Origin of the sequence: Bradyrhizobium roseum (assembly GCF_030413175.1) — a bacterium.
Lineage (GTDB): Bacteria > Pseudomonadota > Alphaproteobacteria > Rhizobiales > Xanthobacteraceae > Bradyrhizobium > Bradyrhizobium roseum.
This window is the reverse complement of sequence record NZ_CP129212.1, coordinates 547,143-558,754: the sequence shown is the minus strand read 5'-3', so window position 1 is coordinate 558,754 and position 11,612 is coordinate 547,143. Positions and strand designations below refer to the sequence as shown.

Below are 11,612 nucleotides of genomic sequence, written 5' to 3'. Positions count from 1 at the left end.
ATCGCGTCCGTCGGCGGCGCAAGCGCTACCGTGGTTCCTGTCAGATCTTTGGCAGCGGGGGCGGGCGCTTTAGCAGCTCCGCTATCTGGCTTAACATCTGGGGCGTCCATCGAACTCGATCACCAACGCACTGAAAAAACTCCGAAAATCATGACCGGCTTTAGTTAAGTAATGGCTTAGTTCGACCCTGATAATTAACGCTGCCATTAAGGTCGCCTTATCGGATCATCGGCCTGACGACGCTTTAGCCTGCTGGAAAATTAACGGCGGCTTCGACCAACTTGCCCATATTCCGTAGAATCCCGTAGCCGGCGCGCATCTGCTCATACCTGCCGTTAACCGCGTTCTTCTGCATCGTGAAGACGACCATCCGGCTGTCGAGCACTTCGAAGACCGTGCGCTTGCCGGCCTTGAACTGTTCAAGATAGAGACTGTTGGCCTTCTGGGCCGTCGCCGTGCCCTGAAGGGCTGCGCTCTCCTTGATCCTGTTGGACGCCAACGCCTGATAAAACCGTCGCAGGTTCAGCTCGATCGTCTCTTTTTCATCGAGGGTCTTGAAATCGTTCGCTCGCTTGTCTTCGCGAATACGATCCGCCTGAGCGGACATGGTGCCACCGTCGAGCAGCTTGTAAGACACCATCAGCATGAGCCGGGAATCGACAATGCCCTGGCTTGCGGTCGGCGCTCCGACGTAGTGCTTGACGAGCCCGTCGCCCTGCAGGTCGACCCGAGGCAGCCGCTGCGACTGCTGCGAGGCGAGTTGATGCTCGATGGATGCGCCGGTGGCGCTGAACGCCAGCAAGGAGGGGTTGGACCGCTTTGCCGCTTCCAGGGCAACGTCGAAGGACGCTGGAATCCGCGGCGGGCCACGAGGCGATTGCCGAACAAGCGCGGGATCAATCTTGGTGAGCCGGGAAAATTCATCTTCCGCAGCCTTCATCGACGTCAACAGGTCGGTCCTGACGGCCTCGACTTCAATGACCTTGGACCTGATGCGGCTGACATCGGCAATGGTGCCGTTACCCTGTTGTTCGCTCAGCTTGACGAGGTTCGCGAACGCATTGTCATCGGCGACGACCTTGTCCATCAAGGCGATGAGTTCGCGCTGCTCCAGCAAATTGAGATAGGCATTTACCGTGCGCAGCGCGATGTCTTCGGCCTGGTCCGCCAACCGCAGGCGCTCCGCATCGACGACGGACCTGGATCGCGCAACGTCCGCCTTGGCGGCCCCGAAATCATAGACGAGCTGCCTGAGTGTGAACCCCGCATCCGTACGCGAACCGCCGGGGATGGCGACCGAACCGAACTGCTGCGGATAGTTTTGATAGGAGCCGAGATACGATCCGCCGGCTCCTGCAAAAACCTGCAGCTGCGGTTTCAACGCCCCCTGCGCGGTTCGGACATCCGCAAGCGAGCCTGAAACCTTGGCAGCTTGAGCTCCCATCAACGGATGACTGAGGACGGCAACGCCCACGGCTTCGCCCAGCAACACCGATTTTCCCCCGCGCACCGGGGATTCGTTCGGCCGCCTGGGCCCGGCGTCCGACATCATCGCGGGGGCAACGGAAGCAACCAGAGGGCTTTGGGCGGCGGCGATCTGGGGGAACACCTGCGACCGCTCGGGAACGGGAGCGACGAAGGGCGGCGGCTTGGGAGCAGGCGGTGGCACTTCTCCCGCCATGGGCCCGAGCGCGGTCTGAAAAATCGATCCTCTCAGCGGCAGATCTATGACTTGTGCATTTGCGTCGAGCGGCGAACTGGCGCTGCCAGCAGCCGCTATGGTGGCGTTCGAACCAACGGCCGTCGGCTTCAGCCGAACCACCGCCGTGAGAAACGGACTGTTGGGTATCGATCCGTCCGTCACGCAGCCGCCGAGCGCCGTCACGAGGAGCAAGGCGGCGGACAGTTTGCCGACCGTAAGCGCACCGTCCGGAATCGCGCCGAACGCCGTTGCGCAATTCACCGACGCAGCACGCCGGTTGCCGCAGGCGCACACGTGCCAGCCCCTCGCACGGGAGCGTCTTCGAATAGCGAGGCACCTGAAACTACGACACATGCTGCAACTGAGGTAAAACCCTAGATACTACAGCAAGTTAATAGTATGTTATCGTTAATCGCGGGTTAAATCCGCCCAAGTAATCCATCAGTTCGTACTATTACGGAAATCCACCGGCGTTGGCCGATCGCGAAGACACGCCGCGGCGGCTCGACGCGCTTTCGCACGCGAGCGGCTTTGATCAAATCTGACGCTGATCAGTTGCGCTTTGCCAGGAAGGATTCGGCGACGTTGAAGCCGTACTCGGCGACGATGCGATCGATCACGTCGTCGGCGATTTCGCCGAAGAATTGCACGCCGTAACCTTCCGGCCGAACGGCACGGATGCGGCCTTCCAGTTCGAAGAATTCGGTACGGACCAGAACCGCCTCGCCTATCCTGTCGAGCACGAACATGCTGGCTTGCCGGAACGTGCATCCGCCCTGCGAGACTTCGATCAGCGCGCCGTCGAACTCCGCGCCGATATCGATGACCTTCATGGTCCCGATCACGACGCAGGCGTGACGGCTGTGGCGTCGGGAAAAGCCCTGCTTCTTCTTGCGCCCGATCGGTAGCTTCAGGCGCGGCAATGCGCTGGAGATCTTGCTGGCCGGATTCATCATCGAAACACCTCGTCCCAATCGCTTTCAGGGAATGCTAATGCGCCAACGCCTGCGGACCGGCGTGTGCGGCGGCGGCCTCCGGAACGTGCTCCTCGAGGCCAGGCTCGGTCTTGTCCAGCGCGGCAACGGCCATTTTCAGGACGCCCGAATAGGCGGAGAAGGCGGCGCCGACATTCTGGTTGAGGCGCTCGAAGCCTTCCGAGATCTGGTTCTCGAGATGGCCCACATTGGCCGCGGCTCCGGCGGATTCGCCATAGCCGCCTGATTCCGAAAACGTCTGCTGCAGTTTTTCCATTTGATCGGCCACGGTCAGTCCCATCGGGCCAACGGCATCCTTCACCGCCCGATCGATCCGCGCCTCGATATTGGCGCTCAGCTGCGCCGGCATCCGCTCGGCGATGACGGCATTCTGTTCGACCACGGCTGCGATCTGGGTTGCCGTCTGGGCATGATTGGTCGCGAGCATGCGCAGATTTCCGTTGTGGGTCCGCTCCAGCTCGTGAACCATCGCGCGCGTGGCGGCGAGTTCGGTCGCGATGTTCTTCGAGACGCCCTCCGTCAAGGCCTCGATGCCGGCACCGATCCGGCTCATGCTCTGCGCCACGCTGTCGATGATCTTGCCCTGGTGCAGCTGCCCGCGCTGGAGGTCGCCGAGCACGCGAACGGTCTGCTCGAAGTTGGCCGCGACCTTGGCGTAATCGGCCAGGATGTCGCCGACGGTACGAACCAGCGACTCGACGCGAACGGTCTCGGCCGTCACGGCCCGCTGCGGGGCGTTCGCCTCCTGATCCTCCTCGTCGCCGATCTGCACGACGCCTGCCAGCCAGGATTCGAACTCGTGCTTGAGGACGCCGGCCGCCTGACCGGCAAAACGCGCCAGAAGGCCGACGACCAACGAACTGAACAGGCCGAACAGCGAGGCGGCGAAGCCCGAGGCCATGCCCTTGAGCGGCTCCTGCAGCGCGCCGAGCAGCTGCTGGAACGCATCGGTCGATCCACCGGAACCGCCCGCGGAACTCGCCAGCGTGCCGATGATGCCGCCCATCGAGCCCACCATGTGCAGCAGGCCGATGAACGTTCCGATCAGGCCCATGAAGACCAGAAGGCCGGACATGTAGCCGAGCAGCGATTTCTCGTCGTCGATGGTCGAGCCGATCTTGTGGACCAGCGTATTCATGGTCTCGACCGAGATCCGGATCTTCTTGGTGCGCGCCAGCTCTTCGGTCACGAGATCGTAGGCGTGCCCGAGCAGCCTCGGCCGCTTGAACATCCGCCCCGGACGCGAGCAGCGGTAATGTCGCCAGAGCGGGTCGGCCTTCTGCTCGACCGGGCCCATGCGGATGTCGTCCCACATCTCCTTCAGCGCATTGAAGGCGATCACTTCGTTCTTGAGCTTGTGGACGAAGATGAAGGCCATGATGATCGAGAAGGCAAAGGCGCTCAGGATCGAACCCGTGGTCCAGACGTGCGCCATGACGCCTTCATGGATGAAATCCCACTGCCAGGCGCTGACGATCGCGATAATTGCGATCAATCCGATCATCTTGTTCCGGATATACGCAATCTGCTTTTCCATGATCCCATTCCCCGGGCGACGGCCCGATCAGGCTCGCGCCTGCAAAAGCTACCTGGCCGCTGGTTCCGCCACGATCATTTCGACCGTCTGGGCCCTGGCCCGATCGGCAATATCGTTGACGTTGATCTTGATGTTCTCCGGCCGCACCTTCGCGTCGATGAGCTGCTTGCGCGCCATCATCGCGCGATAATAGGCCAGCCGCCGGGCTTCGGAGATCGCCCCCTCGCCGGTGTAGGCATAGGCGTTCACGACGATGGACTTCGACTTGTCGGCGACGGCGTTCTGGTCGACGAACCCGGCAATCGAGCGCGCGCGCGGCTCATCGAGCCGGTAGCTACCGCCGTCGAACTCGACGGCCAGGCGCGGGGCATCCGGCTTCGGCTCGATCGGCGCCGTGCGTGGTTGCGCGCGCGATGCAATGCGCGATCCGGCGATCTTCTGTTCGTCCGGGGGCGAGGCCTCTGCCGGCGGCTTGGCCGGATCTGGCGATGTCGATTTCCGGAGGACGTCGAGCTTGTCGATCACGGCCTGCGTCAATTGCTTGACGTCGGAATTCGGCTTCACCTCGGCGTTCACGGCGGCGGCGATCGCCTCGACGGCTTTCTTCGTGACGCTCTGCGACAGCACGAACACCGCCATCGCCAGCATCATCATGACGAACGCCAGCACCTGGACCATCGATGTCAGCGCATCGACGTAACCCGGCCAGTAATTATCACTGTCGTCCGACCCATGTGACATGGAATGGTCGTCACTACTCGTAAGCTACCCAATTCCCATGAATCGGCCGGGTCAGGGTAAACAAGACCGGTTACCAAAGGGTGCAGCGAAGCCTTCGAAGCCTGCCGATCGGCGCGCCGGGGCCGGCCTCCCGGAGATCCTGCGGCGCCATGTTCCCTCAGTAATTCTACGGTGGCTTGAAGGGCCGGCCACGCCGGGTCGCCGGCGCGCCGGACAAAAACATCGAAAACAACCCCATGCAAAGTAGCCGGCGGACGACGCAACCAAAGGTTTAGACCGCTTGACACGTCGGGCAAATCAGCGGCACAACGCCAGCATCCCCGAAACTCGCGAAGGCCGCGTGCGCAACATGGATGCGATCATGTTTCGCATGGCTGAACCATGACGGACACGCCGCCGTCGCTTGCGCGAGGCTGCAAAAGCCGCGAAAATCCGCGCCTGTTTCAGAACCTGTCAGGGAATCCCACGCCAATGCTGTTTGATGACGTCATCCTCGGTCGCCGGAGTATCCGCGGTTACAAGCCCGATCCGGTGCCGAAAGAGCTGATTGCGGAGATCATCCGCCTCGCCATGCGCGCGCCGTCGTCGATGAACACCCAGCCCTGGAATTTCTATGTCATCACGGGAGAGCCGCTGGACCGGATCCGCGCCGGCAATACCGAACGAAACGTCGCGGGCATTCCGCATTCGCGCGAATTCCGCACCGGCCAGCCGTTCGCCGGCAAGCACCGCGACCGGCAGGTCGGCGTCGCCAAGCAGCTGTTCTCCGCGATGGGCATCGAGCGCGACAACAAGGAGAAGCGCCAGGACTGGGTGCTGCGCGGCTTTCGCCAGTTCGACGCGCCGGTCTGCGTGATCATCACCTATGACCGCGTGCTCGACGGCAGCGACGACACGCCGTTCGACTGCGGCGCGGTGGCGACCGCGCTCGTCAACGCCGCCTGGTCGCGCGGGCTCGGTGCCGTGATCAACAGCCAGGGCATCATGCAATCCCCCGTGGTGCGCGAGCACGCAGGGATCGCCGACGACCAGGTCATCATGAAAAGCATCGCGCTGGGCTGGCCGGACGAGACGTTTCCGGCGAACGCGGTGGTGTCGGAGCGGAAATCGGTCGAGGAAGCGACGGTGTTCGTCGGGTTCGAGAAGTAGGCGGGCGCGGGCACGGGCGACGGGGACTTGCCGGGCAGTAGCCGTGCGATGATTGGTGTTTTCCAATCGTGTAAGGTGGGGCTGACAACGCCTGGAAGTCTGTTGCAAATGGCTGAATCCGACGGCCGACTGGAGATACTGCAGTGATCGGCGCCATGGTCCGACATGGACTCGTGCTGGCGGCGGCGTTTGCCGCGGCCTTGACGCCGGTCACGTGCCTTGGCCAGAGCCCAAAACCGTTGCCGGCCAAGGCGACACAGGAATTGCCCGCCGGGCTGCTCGCGCTGCTCGAACGGAAGAAGATGCCGAAAACTTCGCCGATCGTGTTGCGTCTTTTCAAGGAAGAGGCGGAGCTCGAAGTCTGGAAACAGGACACGGCCGGCCGTTTCCAGATCCTGAAAACCTATCCGATCTGCCGGTGGTCGGGCGACCTCGGGCCGAAATTGTACGAGGGCGACCGGCAGGCGCCGGAAGGGTTTTACACGATCACGCCCGAGCAGATGAACCCCAACTCCAACTTCCACCTGTCGATCAACCTCGGCTACCCCAACCATTTTGACAGGGCGCACAAGCGCAGCGGCAGTTTTCTGATGATCCACGGCGACTGCCTGTCGATCGGCTGCTATGCCATGACCGACGAACAGATCAGCGAGATCTATGCGCTGGCGCGCGACGCGCTCAGCGGCCGGCCGTCGTTCCAGGTCCAGGCCTATCCGTTCCGCCTGACGCCGCAAAACCTGGCGCGGCATCGCAACAATCCGAACCTGCCGTTCTGGAAAATGCTCAAGGTCGGCAACGATCATTTCGAGACGACGCAACGCGAACCCAAGGTGGACGTGTGCAACCGCACCTACGTGTTCGATGCGCAACCGCCGCCGGATTCGCCGCAGCCCCTCGTGTTCAACGCGACCGAAAAATGCCCGGCCACCATCGTCAATCCGGACATCGCGCTGCGGGCGCTGGAAAAACGGCGCGCCGACGAGCGCGCCTTTGCAAGACTGGTTGAAGAGAACGTGCCCGCGGCCCCGATCTACAGCGGGCTGGACGGCGGAATGCACCAGGCGTTTCTCTCGCGATTTCCGTACCGGGTGACGCTTGCGAAAGTGATGCCGTATGCGTCGTACCTGCCGACATTGCCGCCGGTGCCCTGGATCGACAAGGATGGAGCGGTGACGGGCAGATGGTTTGGGAGATCGTTCGCCAAGCCGATGGTGTGTGATGCGGGTTGGGCCGGGTTCCTGCGGAGCCGGTGCTGAACGCAACGAGTTCTTCACCTTCTTTTTCTGCTATTTTGCCTCCGTCGAAGAGCCGCTACCGTGCCGTGCAATGCCAGGTAGAGGGCCCATAGTGCCATTTTTTCTTTTGAAACAATAGGATGAGTCGGAATTCCTCCGACTGGGCCGGCCGAGATAACCGACTTTACAGGATTAAACCAACCCCAAATATTGCCTGCTTCAATATTTGCCGAAGGAATAACATCATCAGTTCCATCCCGACCATGTCCTCCGCACAGTTCGCGACTGCCTTCGCGCTTAGGCCAAACCTCGTGGCGTGGTTTCTCGGCGCCGGCGCATCGGCCGCATCGGGAATTCCGACCGCTTACGCGATGATCCGCGATTTCAAGGCACAAATCTTTTGTCGCGAAAACGGCCTCTCGAAACGAGAGATCGACACGGCCGATCCGGTGTGGATCGAAAGGATCGATATGTTTTTCCAGCGAACATCGATCCTGCCGCCAAATGGCGATTCGACCGAATATGCAGTCGCCTTCGAAGCGGTCTACCCACAGTCTCGGCATCGGCGGCAATACATCGATGACGCGATTTCTAAGGGCACGCCCTGCTTCGGACACAAGGTGCTTGGAAGTCTCATCGCGAGCGGGAAGGTCAATTGCGTTTTCACCACAAACTTCGACCCGCTGATTGAGGAGTCCGCTCTTTCGGCAAATACCATTTTAGTTGCCACCGACCAAGTTCGTCCGACAGTTGCTGCCATCGACTCTTGTGACCGCGCGATGCGCTGCCTGAACGAATCCGACTGGCCGCTGGTCGCAAAGCTGCATGGAGATTACCAGTCAGTCGCCATCAAGAATACGGGATCGGAACTCGAGCAGCAGGACATCCGAATGCGGCATGTGCTGGTGGAAGCCGGAAAGCGCTTCGGTATGGTATTTGTCGGATATAGCGGACGCGATGCCTCGATCATGGAGGCGTTGAACTCAATACTCGCCGCTCAATCGCCGTTTCCAAACGGCTTGTATTGGGTCGCCTCCTCGGCCTCGCGGCTGTTGCCGGGAGCGACTGAATTCCTGCAAAAAGCGCACCTTGCAGGCGTCGACGTTGCGATTGTCGAATGCGCAACCTTCGATGAATTGACCGCAGACATAGTCAAAACGGTCGACCTTCCAACGATCTTGCTCGATCGGGTGATGCTCGGCCGCACCACGCCGCGGCTCGTGCCCGTGAAGTTACCGACCGCCGAAGCTCGTTCTTTCCCCGTTTTGCGGTATTCTGCCCTTCTCATCGAAGAGATGCCGCGCAATGCCAGGCGAATCACGCTCGCGACACCTACGACGTCTGTCGCCATTAGAGAGCTGCTTAGGGAAAAGAGCTGCAAGGCGACCGTCGCGGCAAATGGCCGCGAATTAGCTGTTTTCGGTAGAGATCAAGATGTCTTGACCGCTCTCGCATCACTCGGCGCGAAGTTGGGGGGAGACGTGGCACTGGACCCTGTCACCGATAGTTGGGCACTGGGACTCCTCTACGACGCGCTTGTAAGAGGCATGGCGAGACGGCGGCCGCTTATTCCCAGGTACAGGCGCTCTGGTCATTCAATAGTTGTCGCAGCACCTCGTGATGGGGAAGACCCAGACCGCGCACTCCAAAACGAGCTGGTGCTTGAGAGGCTGCGAGATGCTTACGGAAGTGCATTGACCGGGACGGTACCGAAGCTCGAATTTCCCTATCAAGAAGGCGTCTTCCTGAAGTTAGACCAAGTCGGCGGGCGCTGGTGGTGCGGTTTCGAGCCTTTCACCTTCGTGCAAATTCCAAAGCAAACTCTTCGCCCAAGCGACGACCCGGACGGTCCGAGCGCCGTCGACCCAGATCCAATGAGCGCTCCTCCTGACCGCGGGGGCGATCCTGTGGGCGACTGGCGCCGAGAACGGTGGGCGCAGCGCTACAACAGAAACTGGGCAGGCATCATAGATGCATGGGCGCAGCTTCTCTCCAACGCCGACAACAAGAATAAGCGTGCCTTCGGGCTCGAGGCTGGCACAGGGGTCGACGCGGTGTTCGAAGTCGCGCCGGTCACCGGCTGGAGTCGACCGGGCCATCATCACGTCTATTTCGATCGGACAAAGTGATGAGCAATCCAGCGTTTGTGACAAAGCTGCCGCCGTTCACGCTTCTGGACGAACCTCTTCTCGCATTCTCACCCTCCGACTCCGCGCAGGTTGATGTCCACCCCCTCAGGGGCCTAGTAAATTTCGGCCCTTATTCGAAAGGATCTTTCGGAGGATACACGTCGCGCATACGAATCGCGACGGTGGGTCCGGAGAGTGCTTTCAAACGTCGCGGCGAACTCATGCGGTCGCTCCGAGAAACCCACCGCCCTTCCGATCGTTCTGAATACGTACCAGAGTATCCGGGCTTCGAGACGCTATTTCATGTCACACTTGAGGCCGCACCGCGCGAGGCGCACATCAGATGGCCTGATCTCCTGCATTTGCTTCCAGGCGACGGCGACTCGCAAGCGCGGCTTTTCCTTGCAATGGAAGCCGCGCTTCGACGGCTCGACGCGGTGCGAAACGAATTTGACGTAGTGCTCGTCCATTTTCCCGACAGTTGGAATCCAGCCACGCGTGGCAAATTCTTTGATGCGCATGATGCGCTCAAGGCCCTTGGCGCGAAATACAATATTCCTACTCAGGTGCTCAACGATCGAGCGTTCACCTTCGCCCATAAGGCATCCCTAGCGTGGCGCCTAGCAACCGCCTTGTATGTAAAGGCCGCCGGCACACCTTGGAAGCTGGCACCGCTGAAAGGTGTCCCAACTGATACCGCCTATATCGGGCTCGCTTATGCGCTTCGCGGAGATCCGCGAGACGCGCACTATGTGACGTGCTGCTCACAAGTTTTCGATATGGATGGTGGCGGCATGCAGTTCGTCGCGTTCGAGGCGCGCGACCCGGTCGCCGATGTTGCTGAGGCCCGCAGAAATCCTTTTCTGAGCCGTGACGACATGCGAGCGGTACTCGCCCGCAGTCTTGAGCTTTATCAAGGCCGCAATGGCGGCAACCTTCCTAAGCGGATGGTCCTCCACAAGACTACCGCCTTTAAGGACGGTGAAATTGAGGGGGCGTTCGATGCGTTATCCGGCGTGCCGGAGATCGAGTGCATCGAGATCAGTTCGGCATCCTGCTGGCGTGGAGTTTGGTTGATCAAATCTGGCCAGCGGACCCCTCCTACGCGGCCGTCGAGCTATCCTGTGCCTCGGGGAACGATGGTGGTGAGATCAGGCAACTCCGCGCTCATATGGGTGGCGGGAAATGCTCCTGAGGTCTCGACCAAGGGAGACTATTATCAAGGCAAGAAGAGCATTCCGCGTCCGCTACAGCTCATCCGCCATGCCGGCAGTGGCCCTCTTGAGCTAAGCGCTCATGAGGCGCTGGCGCTGACCAAGATGGATTGGAACAATGATGCACTCTACGACCCCGTACCGGTAAGCATCCGCTATTCCCAAAAGCTGGCAAGGACGATTGCGAACGTCCCGGACCTGCCGAGAAACGTCTATCCGTATCGCCTCTTCATGTGAGATCAATGGAGTCTCGTTCGGGAGAAACTTGGCGGACGTCCTGAGTGGCCCTCGATAGAACCCTTTGGCGCCCGGGGAAGTACGATACGAAATTTATTGGCCGAGAGAGTGGGATTCGAACCCACAGTACAGTTTCCCGCACCCACGCTTTCCAAGCGTGCGCCTAAGCCACCAGCTTAAGTGACCAACATCACAGATATCCTCCCCAGGGGAGAGCATGATCCCCGCATTGAAGCCGCCCATCCGGGCCGCCATGATCGGGGGACTAAAATGACCGCATTCCTGAACCGGGTTGTTCGCAAGACCGCGCTGGTGCTGACCGCCGCCGCGTGCTTTTCCGCACTTGCCCCCAACGCCAGCTTTGCCTTCAGTTCGGAAGCCCAGCAGCAGTGCACCGGCGATGCGTTCCGCCTGTGCGGCTCCGAAATTCCCAACGTCGCCAAGATCACCGCGTGCATGATCAAGCAGCGCGCCAGCCTCTCGTCCGGCTGCCGCAGCGTGATGGACCGGGACATGGCTTCGAAGACCAAGGTCGCCGCGCAGTAATGGCGCGACGCCCGCTCCGTGCAGCGTCGCGTTTGAGCGCTGGCGGGGAGAGTGGATTCGCACCCACGGTACGGTTTCCCGCTCACACGCTTTCCAGGCCTGCGCCTTAAGCCACTCGGCCATCTCT

The 11,612-nt window shown here is 60.9% G+C and carries 9 protein-coding genes and 1 tRNA gene; 5 read left to right on the top strand and 5 right to left on the bottom strand.

Translation table 11 applies throughout. The features are described 5' to 3' along the window. Nucleotides 1-244: 244 nt before the first annotated feature. From QUH67_RS02635 to QUH67_RS02620, 4 genes are all read right to left on the bottom strand, one after another. Entirely contained in the window at nucleotides 245-1,996 is a 1,752-nt protein-coding gene (locus QUH67_RS02635) for a TolC family protein (RefSeq protein ID WP_300945095.1), read from the bottom strand. A 257-nt stretch (nucleotides 1,997-2,253) separates the two neighbouring features. Next, a complete protein-coding gene (locus QUH67_RS02630) occupies nucleotides 2,254-2,658 on the bottom strand; it encodes a PilZ domain-containing protein (RefSeq protein WP_300945094.1) in 405 nt (134 codons plus the stop codon). A gap of 34 nt (nucleotides 2,659-2,692) precedes the next feature. Then, nucleotides 2,693-4,234, bottom strand: coding sequence for a hypothetical protein (locus QUH67_RS02625; protein ID WP_300945093.1), 1,542 nt, complete (start codon nucleotides 4,232-4,234; stop codon nucleotides 2,693-2,695). A gap of 48 nt (nucleotides 4,235-4,282) precedes the next feature. Beyond that, nucleotides 4,283-4,975 carry a hypothetical protein gene (locus QUH67_RS02620; protein WP_300945092.1) on the bottom strand — a complete coding sequence of 231 codons (693 nt, stop codon included), beginning with the start codon at nucleotides 4,973-4,975 and terminating at the stop codon, nucleotides 4,283-4,285. A 471-nt stretch (nucleotides 4,976-5,446) separates the two neighbouring features. Between QUH67_RS02620 and QUH67_RS02615 the strand changes: the two genes are divergently transcribed. The 4 genes from QUH67_RS02615 to QUH67_RS02600 all read left to right on the top strand — a co-directional run bounded on the left by QUH67_RS02615 (nucleotide 5,447) and on the right by QUH67_RS02600 (nucleotide 10,939). Next, on the top strand, nucleotides 5,447-6,124 hold the full coding sequence (locus QUH67_RS02615) for a nitroreductase (RefSeq protein WP_300945091.1): 678 nt from the start codon (nucleotides 5,447-5,449) through the stop codon (nucleotides 6,122-6,124). A 155-nt stretch (nucleotides 6,125-6,279) separates the two neighbouring features. Further along, nucleotides 6,280-7,380 (top strand): murein L,D-transpeptidase family protein, encoded by a 1,101-nt coding sequence (locus QUH67_RS02610; RefSeq protein WP_320416117.1) that lies wholly within the window; start codon nucleotides 6,280-6,282, stop codon nucleotides 7,378-7,380. A 290-nt stretch (nucleotides 7,381-7,670) separates the two neighbouring features. After that, nucleotides 7,671-9,488, top strand: a complete 1,818-nt coding sequence (locus QUH67_RS02605; RefSeq protein ID WP_300945090.1) for an SIR2 family protein — start codon at nucleotides 7,671-7,673, stop codon at nucleotides 9,486-9,488. Beyond that, a complete protein-coding gene (locus tag QUH67_RS02600) occupies nucleotides 9,488-10,939 on the top strand; it encodes an argonaute/piwi family protein (RefSeq protein ID WP_300945089.1) in 1,452 nt (483 codons plus the stop codon). The genes QUH67_RS02605 and QUH67_RS02600 overlap by 1 nt, the downstream gene beginning before the upstream one ends. Nucleotides 10,940-11,036: 97 nt before the next feature. On the opposite strand, the gene QUH67_RS02595 is transcribed toward QUH67_RS02600, so the two are convergent. Beyond that, nucleotides 11,037-11,146, bottom strand: a tRNA-Ser gene (locus QUH67_RS02595). A 63-nt stretch (nucleotides 11,147-11,209) separates the two neighbouring features. On the opposite strand from QUH67_RS02595, the gene QUH67_RS02590 reads away from it, so the two are divergent. After that, a complete protein-coding gene (locus tag QUH67_RS02590) occupies nucleotides 11,210-11,485 on the top strand; it encodes a hypothetical protein (protein ID WP_300945088.1) in 276 nt (91 codons plus the stop codon). Nucleotides 11,486-11,612 lie beyond the last annotated feature (127 nt).